19 protein-coding genes, 1 tRNA gene and 1 pseudogene are annotated in these 17,207 nt (G+C 45.8%); 13 read left to right on the forward strand and 8 right to left on the reverse strand.

Going from position 1 to position 17,207, the window contains the following annotated elements:
- Nucleotides 1-81 precede the first annotated feature (81 nt).
- From DK846_RS12990 to cysE, 11 genes are all read left to right on the forward strand, one after another.
- Nucleotides 82-717, forward strand: a complete 636-nt coding sequence (locus DK846_RS12990; protein ID WP_146201225.1) for a hypothetical protein — start codon at nucleotides 82-84, stop codon at nucleotides 715-717.
- Between the two features lie 416 nt (nucleotides 718-1,133).
- On the forward strand, nucleotides 1,134-2,033 hold the full coding sequence (mtrE, locus tag DK846_RS12995; protein ID WP_109969397.1) for a tetrahydromethanopterin S-methyltransferase subunit E: 900 nt from the start codon (nucleotides 1,134-1,136) through the stop codon (nucleotides 2,031-2,033).
- Nucleotides 2,030-2,875: a tetrahydromethanopterin S-methyltransferase subunit D gene (mtrD, locus tag DK846_RS13000; protein WP_109969398.1), complete on the forward strand. Its 846-nt coding sequence runs from the start codon at nucleotides 2,030-2,032 to the stop codon at nucleotides 2,873-2,875. The genes mtrE and mtrD overlap by 4 nt, the downstream gene beginning before the upstream one ends.
- 9 nt (nucleotides 2,876-2,884) lie before the next feature.
- Complete coding sequence (gene mtrC / locus DK846_RS13005; RefSeq protein WP_109969399.1) at nucleotides 2,885-3,781, forward strand: tetrahydromethanopterin S-methyltransferase subunit MtrC; 897 nt, start codon at nucleotides 2,885-2,887, stop codon at nucleotides 3,779-3,781.
- Nucleotides 3,781-4,068: a tetrahydromethanopterin S-methyltransferase subunit MtrB gene (gene mtrB, locus DK846_RS13010; RefSeq protein WP_109969400.1), complete on the forward strand. Its 288-nt coding sequence runs from the start codon at nucleotides 3,781-3,783 to the stop codon at nucleotides 4,066-4,068. The genes mtrC and mtrB overlap by 1 nt, the downstream gene beginning before the upstream one ends.
- Before the next feature lie 10 nt (nucleotides 4,069-4,078).
- Complete coding sequence (gene mtrA / locus DK846_RS13015; RefSeq protein WP_109969401.1) at nucleotides 4,079-4,816, forward strand: tetrahydromethanopterin S-methyltransferase subunit A; 738 nt, start codon at nucleotides 4,079-4,081, stop codon at nucleotides 4,814-4,816.
- Nucleotides 4,817-5,020 carry a tetrahydromethanopterin S-methyltransferase subunit F gene (locus tag DK846_RS13020; RefSeq protein ID WP_109969402.1) on the forward strand — a complete coding sequence of 68 codons (204 nt, stop codon included), beginning with the start codon at nucleotides 4,817-4,819 and terminating at the stop codon, nucleotides 5,018-5,020.
- Nucleotides 5,020-5,763, forward strand: a complete 744-nt coding sequence (gene mtrA, locus DK846_RS13025; RefSeq protein WP_109969403.1) for a tetrahydromethanopterin S-methyltransferase subunit A — start codon at nucleotides 5,020-5,022, stop codon at nucleotides 5,761-5,763. Before DK846_RS13020 ends, mtrA (DK846_RS13025) begins: the two co-directional genes overlap by 1 nt.
- A gap of 13 nt (nucleotides 5,764-5,776) precedes the next feature.
- Complete coding sequence (mtrH, locus tag DK846_RS13030) at nucleotides 5,777-6,799, forward strand: tetrahydromethanopterin S-methyltransferase subunit H (protein ID WP_109969404.1); 1,023 nt, start codon at nucleotides 5,777-5,779, stop codon at nucleotides 6,797-6,799.
- 179 nt (nucleotides 6,800-6,978) lie between these two features.
- Nucleotides 6,979-7,146, forward strand: coding sequence for a hypothetical protein (locus tag DK846_RS17735; protein WP_181391776.1), 168 nt, complete (start codon nucleotides 6,979-6,981; stop codon nucleotides 7,144-7,146).
- Between the two features lie 4 nt (nucleotides 7,147-7,150).
- Complete coding sequence (gene cysE / locus DK846_RS13035; protein WP_109969405.1) at nucleotides 7,151-8,188, forward strand: serine O-acetyltransferase; 1,038 nt, start codon at nucleotides 7,151-7,153, stop codon at nucleotides 8,186-8,188.
- Nucleotides 8,189-8,277: 89 nt separating this feature from the next.
- Here cysE and DK846_RS18050 read toward each other — a convergent pair whose 3' ends face one another.
- Both DK846_RS18050 and DK846_RS18360 read right to left on the reverse strand, forming a co-directional pair.
- Nucleotides 8,278-8,868 (reverse strand): hypothetical protein, encoded by a 591-nt coding sequence (locus DK846_RS18050; protein WP_245926550.1) that lies wholly within the window; start codon nucleotides 8,866-8,868, stop codon nucleotides 8,278-8,280.
- A 169-nt stretch (nucleotides 8,869-9,037) separates the two neighbouring features.
- A pseudogene (locus DK846_RS18360) lies at nucleotides 9,038-9,307 on the reverse strand (tetratricopeptide repeat protein); the annotation flags it as partial.
- 660 nt (nucleotides 9,308-9,967) lie between these two features.
- On the opposite strand from DK846_RS18360, the gene cysK reads away from it, so the two are divergent.
- A complete protein-coding gene (cysK, locus tag DK846_RS13050) occupies nucleotides 9,968-10,918 on the forward strand; it encodes a cysteine synthase A (RefSeq protein WP_109969406.1) in 951 nt (316 codons plus the stop codon).
- 92 nt (nucleotides 10,919-11,010) lie between these two features.
- Here the strand turns inward: cysK and cysS are convergent, their stop codons facing one another.
- Together cysS and DK846_RS13060 are read right to left on the reverse strand one after the other, a co-directional pair.
- Nucleotides 11,011-12,270 carry a cysteine--tRNA ligase gene (gene cysS, locus DK846_RS13055; protein ID WP_109969407.1) on the reverse strand — a complete coding sequence of 420 codons (1,260 nt, stop codon included), beginning with the start codon at nucleotides 12,268-12,270 and terminating at the stop codon, nucleotides 11,011-11,013.
- A gap of 21 nt (nucleotides 12,271-12,291) precedes the next feature.
- Nucleotides 12,292-12,365 (reverse strand) — tRNA-Cys (locus DK846_RS13060).
- A gap of 225 nt (nucleotides 12,366-12,590) precedes the next feature.
- On the opposite strand from DK846_RS13060, the gene DK846_RS13065 reads away from it, so the two are divergent.
- Nucleotides 12,591-13,295 carry an MBL fold metallo-hydrolase gene (locus tag DK846_RS13065; RefSeq protein ID WP_109969408.1) on the forward strand — a complete coding sequence of 235 codons (705 nt, stop codon included), beginning with the start codon at nucleotides 12,591-12,593 and terminating at the stop codon, nucleotides 13,293-13,295.
- Between the two features lie 109 nt (nucleotides 13,296-13,404).
- Here the strand turns inward: DK846_RS13065 and DK846_RS13070 are convergent, their stop codons facing one another.
- The 4 genes from DK846_RS13070 to DK846_RS13085 form a co-directional block, all read right to left on the reverse strand.
- A complete protein-coding gene (locus tag DK846_RS13070; RefSeq protein ID WP_109969409.1) occupies nucleotides 13,405-14,007 on the reverse strand; it encodes a TetR/AcrR family transcriptional regulator in 603 nt (200 codons plus the stop codon).
- 57 nt (nucleotides 14,008-14,064) lie between these two features.
- On the reverse strand, nucleotides 14,065-15,270 hold the full coding sequence (locus DK846_RS13075; protein ID WP_109969410.1) for an aldo/keto reductase: 1,206 nt from the start codon (nucleotides 15,268-15,270) through the stop codon (nucleotides 14,065-14,067).
- A 159-nt stretch (nucleotides 15,271-15,429) separates the two neighbouring features.
- The gene (locus DK846_RS13080; RefSeq protein WP_109969411.1) at nucleotides 15,430-16,473 is read right to left on the reverse strand and encodes an AIR synthase family protein; all 1,044 of its coding nucleotides are present in this window, start codon (nucleotides 16,471-16,473) and stop codon (nucleotides 15,430-15,432) included.
- A complete protein-coding gene (locus DK846_RS13085) occupies nucleotides 16,473-17,075 on the reverse strand; it encodes a thiamine-phosphate synthase family protein (RefSeq protein ID WP_245926551.1) in 603 nt (200 codons plus the stop codon). The genes DK846_RS13080 and DK846_RS13085 overlap by 1 nt, the downstream gene beginning before the upstream one ends.
- Nucleotides 17,076-17,207: the final 132 nt, after the last annotated feature.

Genomic DNA, 17,207 nt, shown 5'->3' on the forward strand with positions numbered 1-17,207 from the left:
CCTCAACGGGCATCATTGGAATTTTTCAGCATCACATGATATCAAGCAATCTTTTATGAGAGAGAACCCATGGGATTTATCATGACGAAAACATACGGTATTTTCTCTTCACCTGGGAAAGATCGCAAAAGAACCAGACCCTCCCGGATTCTGCTGACAGGTGTACTAATAATTGTGCTTTGTATAGCACATGCTTCAAGTCTTCCTACGATATTATTTCCGTTAAAGGATTCGCCCGCAACAGGACCGTATCAGGATGATGAGTTCCTGACCCTGGCTTCTTCTGCAATTTACGGCCTTTCAAATGCAACCATCCCAAACGGAACTGAACTCAGGGATTTACAGAGCACCCAGCAGAAACTAGCCAAAATGAACATCAGCCCTGACTTCTATGAAAAGGCACGTAAGATAAATGCATATCTGTATTATACCGCACAGGCTGGTGATGCATATTCAGATGCAATGAGCCTCTCTGGAAAAGCATATTCACCAGTATACGAAGACCCTTCTGCACTGAGTGAAGTTCAGGAATATCAGGCAGCATCAAAGACGATGTGGAATCAGATACAGGATCTCTTCCCGGGTGTGGAACCATACCGGATAACTACAGAGGAAAAACCATTCTCCGTAAATGAGGATCCAACCTTCAAGCAGCCCAACAACCCATTCTCATCATATACAGAAGAAGATGCGATCTATGATCAGTATTATCGGTGATTGTCGATTTCCTGCCGCGCTATTGCCGACCCACTCGCGAATGCGTGAACGCAGATTCTCGGACTAAGAAGGGTAAGAATTTTCCCCAAATTCATTCTACTATAAATATTGATCGATATCAGTCTGCCTTTTTTTTGCTGTGTGGACACAACAAAAAAATGATGAGCAAAAAAAATTGCTCGCAAAAACATTTTTTCTTAGTTAGATCAAATTGAGTGTATTGAAAACCTGCACATTTCGCCCCATTTTCAGAATTATGACCGATTTTCTTTATAACGGGACATGATTTCGAAACATTTAACTAAATACTGACCAACTAAGCAATTACCACAACGGTATTGTAACGCTCTATGTGTGTGGTATTGCATAGTGAGTACTCTTGTGTCTGATCAGAGTTACGCAGGAGATAGGTTTACATGGAAGAGATTGTATTAGGCATTGGTATTACTGCATTGGCGGGAGCACTTGCCACAGTTGCCGGTGCTGCGGAAGATACTGAATCTGATATCGGATCACAGGGTGACCCGAACTCACAGGTTCAGCTCGCTCCGCAGATGGGATATATCCACCGCATCTTCAACAAGGCAGTCTCCGGTGAGCCACCAGCATACGGGCTTTGGTGTGCCATTGGAGCTGGAGTGGCCTGGGCTTTCTTGCAGCTTAACTACAACCCGGCTCTTGCTATCATCCTTGGTTCAATAGTTGCGGTGTTTGTTCAGGGTATCTACTGTACATCAGGTTACCTCGGACGTACCGCAAGTCTGGCCAAGTTCAAGCAGCCGGTCTATATCGACATTCTGAAGTCTTTGACTTCAGTGACGATGGCTCATGCGTTTGTCGCGATATTTTGTACCACAGCAGTGTGTTACCTGATGTCGGCAGCGTTGCACCACCCGTTCGCACTTCCGCTCCTCGGTCTTATCTGGGGTATAGCGCTTGGTGCAGCAGGGTCAGCATCAGGAAACCCGTTCTACGGAAAGGAACGCCAGTACCAGAACCAGAAGTTCGGAGCTGGTGTTCCAATCTCTGCATCCGGTAACATTGTCCGGTATGCAGAAGCAGGTCAGCGGTCTTCCCTTGACAACGGATGGTTTACCACCAAGTTTGCCGGTCCGGCATCAGGGATCTGTTTTGGTCTGATTGTGTTCCTTGAACTCTGGCGTACCGTTCTCTTTGAGAAGGCACTAGCCGGATGGGGAGCAGTCATCGCAGGAATCGTTCTTATTCTGGTCTTCACATTCATCGATCGCTGGATTGAAGTCTGGGGACGCAAGACCTACGGACCATACACTGAACCAGAGGAGACTTCATCATGAGTGCACTCGGAGGAAAGGCAGCTGGTGGCGACAGCATCAACCCTGTTGGAACCGTTGTCGGTCTAGTTATCATTCTGGTTTCAATTGGAATTACCGCTGTACTCGGTTCATCCCTCGTTATTCCCCTCATCGGGATTATCGTCGGTGGTGCACTGATTGCATTCGGTGTTCACTTCGTCCCTGTCGGTGGAGCACCGGCAGCAATGGGTCAGGCACCAGGTATCGCAACTGGTGTGGCAATGCTCGCAGCAGGTGCCGGTCTTGCCGGTCTGTTCGGTGGGGCATGGGCATTTGAGACCACTGGCGACTTCTTAATCTCCATCATCGGAGGAGCAGTCGGCGGTGGCCTTATGATGGCAATCACCTGTTTGATGGTGAACGCAACCTATGTCTTTGCCATGGGTATTCCTGCAGCATCTGGAAAGATCGCAAAGGACCCAATCACTGGTGACACCTTCCCAGAATACAAATCCCAGGGAACTGAGGGACACGGTCTGCCATTCATCTCCTTTGTTGGTGGTGTAATTGGTGGACTTATCGCTGGTCTTGGAGGAACGATCATCTATATCGAACTTCTGGATGCATACAGCACTGGTCTCGCAACCCTTATGCAGGCAAAACCAGAAGCAATTGCTCCACTTGCAATATCTCTTGCAGGAATCTTTGCAATTGGATTCTTCCTGGTCAACGCAGTGCTCGCAGCATACAACATCACCGGTACCATCGAAGGACCACATGACCCCAAATTCAAGCGGGTTCCCCGTGCAATCATCGGTTGTGCCGTTGCATCTGCATTCTGTGGTCTCATCTCACTGCTGCTGGTGACCAACATCGGAATGTGAGGAGAAGACATGACAGCAAAAATGGAAGCATCAGAAGGTAAAATGCCTCACAACAAGCTGTTGACCTATGGACTGGTCATCGCTGTCGTAGGCACATACCTCACCTATCTCAACGTACTCACCGGCGTTGCGGTATTCTCCTTCTTCGGAGGAATTGCTGCAGTCGCCGCCATCTGGTGGGGTTCTGACACGATCAAGCACCTCTGCAGTTACGGTCTTGGAACCGGTGTTCCGTCAGCAGGTATGATCGCATTCGGTTCCGGGGCAATCGCCATGATTGTCGGTACCAAGTTCGGCATTGCATCGCCGATTGTAACCGTTATCCTGGCAGCAATTCTCGGAGCAGTCATCGGATACACCGCTAATAACATCATCAACATGAACATCCCGGTGATGATCATGTCCCTGATGGAACTTGCAATTGTCGGTGCACTGACAATGCTCGGGTTTGCATCAATGGCAACCGGTTCGTTTGAGTTCAACCAGCTGATCATCGGAAGCATGTCCCTTTCAGTAGAGAATGCCGGAGCAGCAGCAGGTGGGGCACAGACTTTCCTTGTCACTGCAATCCCACAGTACGGAAACTCCCTTATTGGTGGTGCAGCACTCGCAGTGATCTTCTTCCTCGGTGCACTCGCACTCCAGCACCCATTCAACGCCTGCCTTGGTCCGAATGAGTCACAGGACCGCACGCTTATGCTTGCACTCTCCTGTGGATTCCTCTCTATGATCGTCGTAGCCGTCATCTCACTTGTGTTCCTTGGACTCCTTGCAGGAGTAATCAACCTGGTCATCTCACTGATCGCCTGGTTCTACTGCTACAAGACATACATCGACCTCTCCAAGCGTGACGCCTATGCATGGCTTGATTCAAAGCCAATCATTGAGGTCGGAGGTGACCAGTAATGACCTGGGTCCCAGTACTGCCCGAGTTTGGTCTCGGATGTGACGTGTTCGCAGGTTTTGTCTCCCAGCAGGGTGAGTCACTTGCACCCATCATTGCACAGGTTGACAAACTGGACAAGACTGCTGATGATATCGTTGGAATGCTCTCCGGAGAAGGTAACTTCCTTGAGTCATTCCCACACCGTGAGAAGTCCCTCGTATATGCAGGAGCCATTACCTCTCTGTGGTATGGGCTTGCAGTCGGACTTCTGCTGGCAGGTGTCATCGTACTGGCCTTATTGAAGTGAGGTGATATAGATGGCAAACAAAAAATCACCGGCCAGTGGCTGGCCGATTGTTCAGGGTGACTTCCACACAGGAGATCCCCAGAGCCCGGTCGCAGTCGTGACCATGGGTTCACACCTTGACGAGCAGGCGATCTGTAATGCAGGAGCGGCAATCGCCGGATCCTGTAAGACCGAGAACCTCGGACTTGAGAAAGTTATTGCAAATATCATCTCAAATCCGAACATCAGATACGTACTCACCTGCGGTACTGAAGTCAAGGGTCACCTCTCAGGACAGAGTCTTATCGCTCTGCACCAGAGTGGTATTACCGGCGGTAAAATCGTCGGATCCAAAGGCGCTATTCCGTTCATCGAGAACCTGTCCGCTGAGAATATCAAGCGGTTCCAGGATCAGGTTGAGATGGTCGATATCATGGAAGCAGAAGATATCGGTGCCATTTCAGCAAAAATCAATGAACTCAAGGCCAAAGATCCAGGCGCATTTGACGCTGAGGCAATGATCGTTGAGATCAAGGATGAAAGCGGCGGAAGTGGCGACGCGGAAGGAGCAGAAGTCCGTCCGATGTCTGCTGAAGTTGCACTCATTCACGCCCGGATGAAGACCATCCAGATGCTCGTTACCGACATTGGATACCAGGACAAATTTGCAGCTGGTGTCTATGGAGGAAAAGTCGAGGGTCTGATGATCGGTCTCATCGTCTCGTTTGTGATTGTCGGACTCCTTCTCATGGGACACGGGGTGGCATAAATGGCAGACGACGAGAAGAAAGCAGGCCCGGTCAGAATGGCAGCAATCGAGGCCATGGTCTCTGATATCAAATACAAGGGTCAGATCCTTGCACGAACAAACAAACTCGAATCTGGTGCTATGGACTCCGGTCTTATCGGGTTTGCCATCGGTCTTGCAGTAGCACTTCTGATGGTTGTTCCAGTCCTTCTGGGGGTACTGTAATGGCAGACAAGGGAGACGCAGCATCTGGCTGGCCAATCGTACAGGGTGATTTCCATACCGGTGACGTAAAAAGTCCGGTTGCAGTTATCACCATGGGTTCACACCTTGACGAGCAGGCAATCTGCAATGCAGGAGCTGCAATCGCCGGATCCTGTAAGACCGAGAACCTCGGACTTGAAAAGGTAATTGCAAACGTCATTTCAAACCCGAACATCAGGTTTGTCCTGACCTGTGGTACTGAAGTGAAGGGTCACCTTTCCGGTCAGAGTCTTATCGCTCTGCACAAGGACGGAGTTAACGGCGGAAAGATCGTCGGCTCCAAGGGTGCTATTCCGTTCATCGAGAACCTCACTGCAGACAACATCAAGCGGTTCCAGGAGCAGGTTGAGATCGTTGATATCATGGAGGCCGAGGATATCGGCGCTATCTCCGCAAAGATCAACGAACTTAAAGCACGTGACCCAGGGGTATTCCCAGGCGGACCAATGGTCGTTGAGATCAAGGAAGAAGGGGGAGGCGGAGCCGCTGTAGCAGCCACTGCAAATCCACAATTCCTTGAGATCGAGGCAAAACTCGATGCAATCGAGACGAAACTTGAGTTCGTTAACGGAGAAATGACCCAGCGTGTAGGCCGCAAGGTCGGACGTGATATCGGTATTCTGTACGGTATCGTTGCAGGTCTGATGACATATGTCATTGTGACAGAATTACTGCCAAAACTGCTTCATTTGATCGCAAAATAAGAGGTGATGTTAGATGTTCATGTTTGAGAAGGAACAGACGGTCCTTGACTTCAACGGTCACAAGATCGGAGGACAGCCTGGAGAATACCCACGCGTGCTTGGTGCATCCATATTCTATAACAAGCACGAAACCGTGCTCGACGAGCACACCGGCAAGATTGACAAGGCTAAAGCAGAGGCTCTCTGGAACAGGTGTCTCGAGCTCTACGACGCTACCGGCAACTGGTACTTCTGCCAGATCATCGCCGAGTACGGCGAGGCATTCGAGAGCTACTTCAGCTGGTTCACCGAGATCGATGATGAGTTCCCATTCCTGATGGACTCCTCTGCACCTTCTGCACTTGCACATGCATGCAAGTACGTTACCGAAGTCGGTATCGCAGACCGTGCAGTCTACAACTCTATCAACGGTTCAATCGGACCAGAGAACATCGAGGCTATCAAGAAGTCCGATGTCGATGCAGCAATCGTTCTCGCATTCAACCCCGGTGACGCAAGTGTCCGTGGTCGTGAGAAGGTGCTGACTGATGGTGGTGTTGCAGGTCAGGAGAAATCCATGATTGCAATTGCCGAGGAAGCAGGTATCAAACGCCCAATCCTCGACACAGCAGCAACCCCGCTCGGTCTCGGTTCTGGTGGCTCATTCCGTGAGATCCTTGCATGCAAGGCAATCCACGGTCTGCCAACCGGTGGTGCATACCACAACATGACCGTGTCCTGGACCTGGCTCAAGCGCTGGAGAAAGAACGGTATTCTTGACCGGTACAAAGATGCAGGCGTACTGCTTGAACAGATGGGCCACCACCACTTCGGCGGTGTTGAGGGTATCCGTCAGGCAGCCTGGTCCGCACCAGATATCGGATGTAACATTATGGCAGGAACGCTCGGTGCAGATCTGCTTATGTTCGGTCCAATCGAGAACTGTGAAGCCGCTGCAACCTCAATGGCATTCACTGATATCGTTCTCGCCGAGACCCTCCGTGAACTTGGTGGCGACATCAAAGAGCCAAACCACCCAATCAACAAGCTGGTATAATCCCAGCTCTTTTTTTGATACACGGTCAATTGTATACACGATTGAGTCCTGCTGATCTGTAAGGTAATTCTTTTCCGCGATGCGAATTATTATTCATATATCACGGTAATCTGTACCCTAATAGTCACAATTGTGACGCGACCCGAAACGGTTGTCAGGATAACATACCGGAGTAACTCATGCCACGAATAAATAATGACCATGAAATCCCTGCAGAACGCTCATCTGGTATGGTAGTCTCTAAAGTGCTACCTCTGGTACGTTCTGATATTGCGGGCAAACAAATTCTGATATTTGTGCCGAATTTCAGAGATGAGCATCTCTTCATGAGCCATATCGGGATATGAAAGAATGATTGGTGCACAAATCAGGGAAGATATTAGTAGTATCCTACAGAAAGATCCTGCAGCACGGAGCAGAATTGAAATATTATTTTGCTACCCGGGTCTACATGCCCTAACAATACACAGGGTGGCTCACAGGCTCTGGTTAAGAGAACACCGGCTTGCTGCACGCTTTCTCTCTCATATTTCCAGATTTTTTACAGGTATTGAAATCCATCCGGGAGCAACAATAGGAAGACGAGTTGTTATCGATCATGGTATGGGGGTTGTTATCGGAGAGACTGCAGAAGTTGGTGATGAAGTACTACTTTACATGGGAGTTGTTCTGGGTGGGACAACATTAACTAAAGTTAAAAGGCATCCAACTCTTGGAAAAGGTGTTGTTATCGGTTCGGGTGCTGCAGTTCTTGGCCCGGTGACTCTTGGTGATTATGCAAAGGTTGGGGCAGGTGCTGTTGTTGTCAGGGATGTTCCACCAGGTGCTACAGTTGTCGGTGTTCCAGGAAGAATTGCCGGACTCAAGAGACACCCTACTCAGGATGATATCAGGGATAATGAAATGCCTGATCCCACACTCCGGGTTATCAGCAGAATGCTTGAACGCCAGAGTTCACTTGAGGAGAAGATCCAAAAACTTGAGAAGGATCTGGTCTGTATCAGACAACAGGCACCTGTTACTCCGATATCAGATCGTGAAGCCGAAATCTGGGCAGCACTCAGACAGATCATTGATCCTGAGATCGGTCATAATATTGTCGATGTGGGTCTGATAAAATTGGTGGAGATAACCGAGGAAGATGTTAATGTTGAAATGTCACTCAATACCGAGTCATGTCCACTACTTGAATACCTGGTAAATCAGGTAGAAAACAGGCTTAAACTCATCGAATGGGTTCGTATTGTCAAGGTAGAAGTAATTCATGACCCTTGGGAATCTGAAACTTGCCAGAATACATTAATTCATTACAATGAAAAATCTGAAGGTGAGAAACAACCTGAAGATTTCGAAATGTTAAACCAGAACCATCCTCCTTCAGTTGGATGAATGATAATGAAATAATTGGGTGTGCGTAATATCCAGAAAATCACGGACAATAACCAATCAGTCTCTTTCCACTTTAAAATTTTTTTTATTCAGGTTTCAAACTCCCGTAATATCGACAGGTTTTTATCCAAAATTTCCGCCTGAATGACTACTGCCAGAATCGGGACTAGTACCGGAACGATCACTACCAAACCCAGAATCCCTACCGGAATAACCGCTCTCAATACTTGAGCCTGTGCCGGAACGATCACTAACAGAACCAGAATCCCTACTGGAATGTCCATTATCAAGACCAGGGCTAGTACCGGAACGGTAACTGTCAGAACCGGGACCAGTGACGGAATAGCCATTACCAATTCCAGGGCTAGTATCGGAATAGTAACTGTCAGAACCGGGACCAGTGACGGAATAGCCATTACCAATTCCAGGGCTAGTATCGGAATAGTAACTGTCAGAACCGGGACCAGTGACGAAATAGCCATTACCAATTCCAGGGCTAGTATCGGAACGGTAACTGCCAGAGCCGGGACCAGTGACGGAATAGCCATTACCAATTCCAGGGCTAGTATCGGAATAGTAACTGTCAGAACCGGGACCCATGCCGGAATAGTCATTACCAATTCCAGGGCTAGTACCGGAACGGTAACTGTCAGAACCGGGACCCATGCCGGAATAGCCATTACCAAGACCGGGGCCAGTAGATGTTGTTTCGGACGAATCGCTAGATGTGTCTATCATATGATAAGCATATCCAACATTGTACCATCTGTTATCATATCCCCCACTTAGTTCTACAGCACGCCTGAATGCAAACCAGGCCTGGTTTTGCATATTTTTAGCTCCATATGCGAATCCTAAATTATTCCATACTGATGGAACAACAGGGTCGATCGAAATAGCTCTCATAAAAGAAGACAATGCAGCATCATAATTACCTTCACTGTAATATTGCTTCCCTCTTTCATTCCATTGTGTAGCAGTCCTATCAGCAGAGCTGAACCCGATGGAGAGCAGTAAACAAATTATAATGAGAGTTAATACAACAGATGGAAACATTTGTTGAATAGATTGGTATGACTTTGAAACCGAATTCATATGAATCATAACCTCCCTTATCATTAAAATATAAAAATGATTCGTCGAAAACTAAAAAATATCATTATAACACTCGTTCCATTCTCCCCATTTAAGATGAATTTCGTCATAATATTACTTCAAAAGCAATAAATGGCGTAGTCAGACCTACAGATGGAATATCTCTGGAAAATGCGAACATATACCTTATCCCATAATCAATAAATGAACCAGAAGAATTCTAAACTTTTTTAATTCCATCGGAAAAGAAAAGAGATTGATACCGACTGGGTAGTGAATAGGATACGTATTGAACAGTTACCAGAATTACTTGAACGGAAATAGTATCTGCCAAAAAATCGCGTAAAAATTTATGAAACAATAAGGATCGATATAGATGCAACTCCTACTTTTAGAAAAAACCAGAATTCAATAATTGTGGTGAACTATTACTGATTGCTTCATCTGATTATGACATAATAATTGGGTTATTACCTCCCTTACCATCTCTTCATGTAGACGTTAAAAGCCATATTATGGGCCCAATTTGACCGAGATACTGCCACAGGCATCGAGGCTTTTTTTTCCGGTTTGGAATAGTATATACCATAACCTTGAGAATATTATGTTTGAATGTCACAATTGTGATATTACGCCAGGGCATTTAATCATCCTGGAGAACGTAGTATTCTGCCGGAGGGCATTATGGGACGAATTTACAATGATATTACCAAAACGATAGGAAATACCCCACTTATCCGCCTTAACCGTATAACCAAGGGATTAAACACACAGACATTTCCACCAACAATCCTGGTAAAACAGGAGTCACGAAACCCTCTCGGGAGTGTGAAGGACAGGATAGGCGTTGCCCTGATCGAGGCAGCAGAACGAGATGGTCTCATTAAACCGGGAACGACAATTATTGAGCCCACAAGTGGGAATACCGGGGTTGCACTGGCATTTGTTGCTGCTGCCAAAGGGTACCGCCTGATCCTCGTGATGCCAGAATCATTCAGTATTGAGAGGAGGAAACTTTTCAAGGCACTTGGAGCAGAACTTATCCTCTCCCCGGCGACAGAGGGTATGACTGGTGCAGTAAACCTCGCTGAAAAGATTCATAGTGAGCACCCTGACAGTTATCTTGTCCCGCAACAATTCAAAAATCCAGCAAATCCGGAGATCCACCGGAGAACAACAGCAGAAGAGATCTGGAATGACACAGACGGGCAGGTTGACATCGTTGTTGCGGGAGCAGGAACAGGGGGAACCATCACTGGCATTGCTTCTGTATTAAAGTCCAGAAAGGCATCATTCAGGGCAATCGCTGTGGAAGCTGCAGCATCTCCCGTAATCTCGGGTGGAAAACCAGGAAAGCACAAGATCCAGGGTATAAGCCCGGGGTTTGTTCCAGATGTTCTTGGTGTGAATCTGCTTGACCAGGTAATTCAGATCACAGATGAAGAGGCCTACGAGTATGCACGACGACTAGCATCAGAAGAAGGAATTCTTGCAGGGCCATCATCGGGTGCAGCAGTGGCAGCAGCAATGAAACTCGGATCTCTTCCGGAAAACGCCGGAAAGCTGATTGTTGCCATCCTCCCGGACACGGGAGAACGGTATCTCTCAACAGATCTCTTTGAATATTCAGAATAGAGTAGATAGAAACAGGGAACAAACCAATCTTTTTTTGAAGGTTCCCATAATCAAAGATTTTCGTTAAAATAATTACATAAATAAAAATGTAATTACAAAGGGGGATCAGTAATAGTAATTCCCGAACCAACCATCTTTTCTCGGATAAGATCTGCTAGTTCGAATTGTTTCCGTGCTCTCAGTTCTGCCCTGATCTCCTGTAATATTGTGAGCGGAACACTGTTTTCCCGCAAAAAGTTAATTCCTAGAATTTTACCATATTCAACAAGCGCAGTGAGATCCCCTTCCGCTGCAAGAGACTGGATTGCTGCAAGTGCCATTGGCGTATTGAGATCTGCATTCATTGCATCAACAAATGCCTTCCTTCCTTCAATGGAAACACCGTTATCTTTGATAGCTACTGCCCGGATATGTTCAAGGGCCTTTTCAGCGTTTGCTAGGCCTTCGTCAGTCGCCTGCAGCGGGGAACGATAATGAGAGAGGAGAATATAATATCGCAATACATCTTTACTCCATCTTTTCAGGGCATCCCTTATCGTAACAAAATTGCCCAGTGATTTAGACATCTTTTCCCCTTCAACGGTGAGATAACCGGTGTGGAGCCAGTATCTGACCATGGGGTGCTTTCCCTCAAGGGATTCCATTTGGGCAATTTCAGCCTCATGATGAGGAAAGATGAGGTCAAGGCCTCCTCCATGAATGTCATACTGCTGACCAAAGTACTTTTCTGATATTGCAGTATCTTCGATATGCCAGCCAGGCCTGCCTCTTCCCCAGGGAGAATCCCATGTGTATTCTCCATACTCCCCAATCTTCCAGAGAGCAAAATCTTCAGGATTGTGCTTGGTAGTGTCTTTAACACGACTTACCCGGTTATCCCGCTTCTGTCCTGACAACTCACCATTCCGTTCAAATGTATCGATATCAAAGTAAACTCCGGTTTCAGTACCGTAAGCAACTCCTTTTCGAACCAACCGTTCAATCTGGTTGATTATTTCAGGAATGTGGGTTGTTGCCCGGGCGTAGTAACTTACAGCATCGATGCCAAGTGACTGCATGTCGTTGAGATATTCACGCTCAAACATTCGTGACAGATATGCCTGGGACACCTGTTCGCGAACAGAACGATCAATGACCTTATCATCGACATCGGTGATATTCTGCAGATAAAATACCTCTTTTCCGGTTGAACGGAGATATTTAGCCAGCACATCAAAGACGACATACGTTCTTGCATGGCCCAGATGAGAGTAGTCATACACTGTCGGACCACAGACAAACAGTGAAACCCGGTCTGGATACAATGTCTCAAAAGGCTCAACAGATCGCGTGAGTGTGCTGTATAAATTCAAAAAAATCTCTCCTGTTTGATACGCCGGCGGAGGGAATCGAACCCCCAAACATTCGCTTTGCAGGCGAAGGCATTAATCCACTCTGCCACACCGGCACCAAGGACATTCAGTTTTTATTCTGCTGTTACATTGTGCAAAGATCGGAATACAGATATTAATTCAACAATCTCATCTGACATATATATCGTGCGTACCGTAGTACGACGTCAAATGTAGGTTTTTTCAGATAATAATCCTTTCAGAAGTGGCCATATTTAGGCTTCATTTTTATGAAATATATAATATTATTCAAAATAATTATATAATGCAGGACGACATCAATGGAAATTATTCAGGGAATTCATCAAATAGAAGCAGGAAAGACAGTTGATTTTGGTTTTTACACAAATTGTTTTCTTATTGAGCAGGATGGACTGATTCTTATTGATACAGGTCTTCCTGGAAACACAGAGAAAATTCTTTCATATATCACCGGGACTATTCACTTGGATCCGCAAGATATCCATACCATTATCCTCACTCATTACCACCAGGATCATACAGGCAATATAATCGAATTACAGCAGATAACTGGAGCTAAAATAGCTATTCATATAGCAGATGCTAAACTGTTATCTGATCAAATAAAACAGAATTTTCAACAAAAAGAAATAAAATCTGAAGAGGAGATTTTGAATAAGGAGAAATTCTTAAACTTTACTCCGGATATCCTTTTGAATGATGGCGAAATAATTGCAGGGATGCAATGTATTCACGTACTAGGCCATACGCCCGGAAATGTTGCTTTTTTTGACTCAAAACGTAAGATACTCTTCTGTGGAGATACCATCTTTGGAATAGATGGAAAAGTGGATATTCCACAGGGAATACAGGAGAGAATGAAAACCATGGGAACGCTAGACATTACAAGGGAATCAATGAAAAAATTACGTGCATTAGATTACAATATTCTTTTATTTGGTCATGGAGATCCCATTTTGGAAAATGCTTCCAATATTGTAAACAAATTTATTAATATATTCTAATTTTTAACCAAAATGATTATTTTTAACTCATAATTTGAAAAAACAATTTATTCCATGGTGATAACTAAAAAACGGCCATAAATACTTTGAAAGGACTTCAATTAGATTTTTATGGCTGTTTCATTACCAGATCGAGCCCGAGTCTGATCAATTCTTCAGAAGATAAACCTGTACTCCCGGATTTGATTAACTTTATAATACCAAACATAATTTGGGAGACCATGACAAGATAGAACTCATGAGGGAGATCACGGATTAGTCCTTTGTCAATCGCTTCTTCAGATATCTGATTCATCCAGGCAAATTCAGCATGGGCTTCACGCTTGACTTCTTCAGAGATACTTGGAGAGTGATAAAACTGCTCGACAAAGAGAAATTTCTCGTAGTTAGAAATCCCCCAGGTGACAAAACCATGAAAACACCGCTCAAGCCTGGTCCTTGGATCAAGAGCAGGATTATCACAGATCCTGATTGCTTCTGCCATGTCTTTTTTTATCGTCAGATAGAGTTGATCAAAGAGTGTATTTTTATCTGGAAAATAATGAAACAGTGTTCCGGTAGATATCCCGGCTTCCTTGCTTATCTGTGATGTAGGGGTTGCATGAAATCCCTGGCTTGTAAAGAGATGAAGGGCAACATTCAATATTATATCACGTTTACCAAGTGGAATGTTTCCGGTTTCTGATTGCCTTTCAGCTCGGGGTGGACTCATCTTCTTATTAATTATTTTTTTTTTACTGAAAACTTATTCCAGGAGAATATCCTGAGTCTATGCTGAGTCATCCAGTTTTTTCCTGCTAAACATCATTTTCACCAGTGGGAGTAGTATTTTTGTTCTCCAGCCACTGAGCGTCTTTGATACATTTTTAAGTTCACCGGGTATAGGAATGTGCTGGGGACAAAGTGAGACACATTTACCGCAGTTTTTACAGAGCGAGGCATGAGAAGGCGTTCCACCCATCGCTCCCATGAGTCGAAACCCATACATCCCTCTTGTAACCAGCCGGTTTCCTGCCATGTGGTATGTATTATAAAATGAAAAGCATTCAGGAATGTTTACTCCAAACGGACAGGGCATACAGTATGAACAACCAGTACATGACACCTTCATCAGTTTTCGGTACACATTTTTTATCTCATTCATCATGGAGAGTTCTTCAGGAGTCAGGGATCCAGCAAAAGCATCTTCTGATGCTGCAATGTTTTCTGCGATGTGTGCTTCATCATTCATCCCGGAGAGCACCACAGTTACTTCAGGATGATTCCAGACCCATCTGAGAGCCCATTCTGCGGGTGAACGCTTTTTATCTGCAGAATTGTAGATCTTTGCAACTTCAGAAGGGATTTTCCGGGTCAGGACACCCCCCCGCAGAGGTTCCATGATTATGACTGCAATATCCTTGGATGCTGCATATTGCAGCCCTTCTTTCCCGGCCTGAATATCTTCATCCAGAAAATTGTACTGAATCTGACAGAAACCCCAGTCATAGGCGTCAATAATCTCTTTAAATGTTTTACGATCCCCATGAAACGAGAACCCGATGTTGATAATTTTCCCTGATTCCCTGGCTTTTTCCAAAAACTCAAAAACTCCAAGATCCTGAAATTTTTTCCAGGTACTTGAGTCCAGGGCATGGAGAAGATAGTAGTCAATGTGATCGGTCTGAAGTTTTTTGAGCTGACCATTCAGAATTGTCTCCATGTCTTCAGGCTTTTGCAGATGCCAAGGAGGAAGTTTGGTTGCAAGTTTTACCTTTTCCCGATATCCATCCTGAAGAACCTGGCCTAATATCCGCTCACTTTCGCCGTACATAAACGCAGTATCAATGTAATTGATACCTGCATCGATGGCACTTCGAATCTGGTTCTTCGCACGCTCTTCATCAATCCGGCCCCTTTTTGTTGGAAGTCGCATTGCTCCAAATCCAAGAACAGATAATAAATCACCATTTTTTGGGACTTGCCGATATTGCATATGCCTCTCCTGAAATACCCGATACGTGTAAGAGTATGAGGTATAGACTGACTACTCAATATGCAGAATGAACCACATATATTTTCTGGTATCGTATGAATCAAATATCCATATTAGATGGTGTAACAATCAGGACTGAAAAAAAGAGATTTTGAAAGATTATGCGACACTTTCAAAGAAAACCGGCCAGAAGGGATCCTGGGCTGGAACTTCCAAGGGGACTGTGGAACCATCAAGACGCTTTAATATACGGTGCTCCGGATTGATGGTTACTGTCCCTATCACCGATCCCGCAATACCGATTTTTGCGAGTGATGCAAGAATAGCATCTGAATATTCCTTCTTCGCGGTGAGGAGGAGAGAACCTTCAGCAATAGCTTTGATGGGATCAATCCTGAAATGGTCGCATACCATCCTGACCTCTGGAGGATATACAAACAGTGATTCATCAATCTCCATTCCGACACCACTTGCATCAGCAATCTCAAATAATCCTCCGATAACCCCACCCTCTGTGGCATCATGCATCCCGGTTACACCACCGGTATCCATTGCAGTCAGGGCATCTTCAACAACACTCATCTTCCTGCAGAGTGCCTGTGCCCGCTTCACAAGATCGGGATCATGATGCTCAAGGAGATCCTTTTCCCGGAGAACTGATAAAATCCCTGCAGTCTCGATTGCCGGACCTTTGGTTAGAATAACCACGTCTCCGGGTTGTGCTCCAGCCGGAGTGACATATGAGCCCTCCTTTGCAGTTGCAAATACTGTTACGCCTCCAATCGTTGGTGCTGCAAAACCCGGATAATATCCGGTGTGACCACCAACAATTGCAATTCCAAGTTCTTTTGCAGCTTCATGAATTGATTGAACAATGACTTTCAGATCCTCATCTGGTGTTTCAGGAGGGAGGAGCAGTGAATAGGTCATATACCGGGGGCGAACACCCATCACTGCAACATCACTTGCACCAATGTGAACGGTATACCACCCAAACATCTCAAGAGGCTGACCGGGTATCGCGAATATCGGATCTTCTGCTACAATGAGGACCTCTTCGTTACCAAGAGAGATTACCCCTGCATCAATCCCGGTCCTAGGCGGAACAATAACTGATGAATCGGGAGCACCAAGCCGGTGCTGAAGAAATGAATTAAAGATCCCAACATCTATCTTTCCAATCTTCTGCCCGTTGCCAGTCATTATACCTCTGACTGAGATGCCGATTCAGCGGTATATCTCTGCGCAATCTCGATAATCTGATCCACAACTTCGATAGGATCTCTGCCTACCAGAACGGTGACCGGTTCCTTGCCAACCGCTCCGGTTTCATAAAAGATTTTGGGAGCAACCCCTCCACATGCCCGGACAGCTTCTGCCACTTTCCAGGGCATCGAACCACATTCTTTCTCTTTTACTTCTTCAGGCTCATTACTCCGGTCAATGACTGAAAAGACCCATCCTTTTTCTGCACAATATTGTTTCAGCCATACCGCAAATGCAGGATTGTTCATGAAATCAATTCCCGCCCGGTATGAGGGATCTACTTTCGCAAGCTCGATGATCAACCGGGCCATATGACTGGATGCACCTAACCGGGGGCGTCCTGCAGCGTATGGCATATTACGCACCACTGTTATTCTCCCGTCCACTGCAAGGACATCAGCCCTGGTTTTTGCACCCTGCCTTGCATACACCATATTGGTTCTCACTTCCGGGATAAATGAGACGAATTCCCTGCATTGCTCAATCTTTTCCAGGGCCAGGGAAAATTTTCCATATAATTCAATGAGATCATCTGCCACAAACATTCACTCATTATCAGATTGGTGAAAATCCATATTGTAGGTTCTTACAAGAGATACCCAGAACACGAAGATTCATCCCAATTCAAACAGATCCGGAATATGTAGCTACACTTGTGAGAATTCATTTAT

The organism is Methanospirillum lacunae, from assembly GCF_003173355.1.
Lineage (GTDB): Archaea > Halobacteriota > Methanomicrobia > Methanomicrobiales > Methanospirillaceae > Methanospirillum > Methanospirillum lacunae.

Coding starts and splice junctions, on each gene's coding strand:
- mtrD (WP_109969398.1), top strand. CDS start 2,030: ATGAGTGCACTCGGAGGAAAGGCAGCTGGTGGCGACAGCATCAACCCT.
- mtrC (WP_109969399.1), top strand. CDS start 2,885: ATGACAGCAAAAATGGAAGCATCAGAAGGTAAAATGCCTCACAACAAG.
- cysE (WP_109969405.1), top strand. CDS start 7,151: ATGATTGGTGCACAAATCAGGGAAGATATTAGTAGTATCCTACAGAAA.
- DK846_RS18050 (WP_245926550.1), bottom strand. CDS start 8,868: ATGGCTATTCCGGCATGGGTCCCGGTTCTGACAGTTACCGTTCCGGTA.
- DK846_RS13070 (WP_109969409.1), bottom strand. CDS start 14,007: ATGAGTCCACCCCGAGCTGAAAGGCAATCAGAAACCGGAAACATTCCA.
- DK846_RS13075 (WP_109969410.1), bottom strand. CDS start 15,270: ATGCAATATCGGCAAGTCCCAAAAAATGGTGATTTATTATCTGTTCTT.
- DK846_RS13065 (WP_109969408.1), top strand. CDS start 12,591: ATGGAAATTATTCAGGGAATTCATCAAATAGAAGCAGGAAAGACAGTT.
- mtrB (WP_109969400.1), top strand. CDS start 3,781: ATGACCTGGGTCCCAGTACTGCCCGAGTTTGGTCTCGGATGTGACGTG.
- DK846_RS13080 (WP_109969411.1), bottom strand. CDS start 16,473: ATGACTGGCAACGGGCAGAAGATTGGAAAGATAGATGTTGGGATCTTT.
- DK846_RS17735 (WP_181391776.1), top strand. CDS start 6,979: ATGCCACGAATAAATAATGACCATGAAATCCCTGCAGAACGCTCATCT.
- mtrA (WP_109969401.1), top strand. CDS start 4,079: ATGGCAAACAAAAAATCACCGGCCAGTGGCTGGCCGATTGTTCAGGGT.
- DK846_RS12990 (WP_146201225.1), top strand. CDS start 82: ATGACGAAAACATACGGTATTTTCTCTTCACCTGGGAAAGATCGCAAA.
- DK846_RS13020 (WP_109969402.1), top strand. CDS start 4,817: ATGGCAGACGACGAGAAGAAAGCAGGCCCGGTCAGAATGGCAGCAATC.
- mtrH (WP_109969404.1), top strand. CDS start 5,777: ATGTTCATGTTTGAGAAGGAACAGACGGTCCTTGACTTCAACGGTCAC.
- mtrE (WP_109969397.1), top strand. CDS start 1,134: ATGGAAGAGATTGTATTAGGCATTGGTATTACTGCATTGGCGGGAGCA.
- cysK (WP_109969406.1), top strand. CDS start 9,968: ATGGGACGAATTTACAATGATATTACCAAAACGATAGGAAATACCCCA.
- mtrA (WP_109969403.1), top strand. CDS start 5,020: ATGGCAGACAAGGGAGACGCAGCATCTGGCTGGCCAATCGTACAGGGT.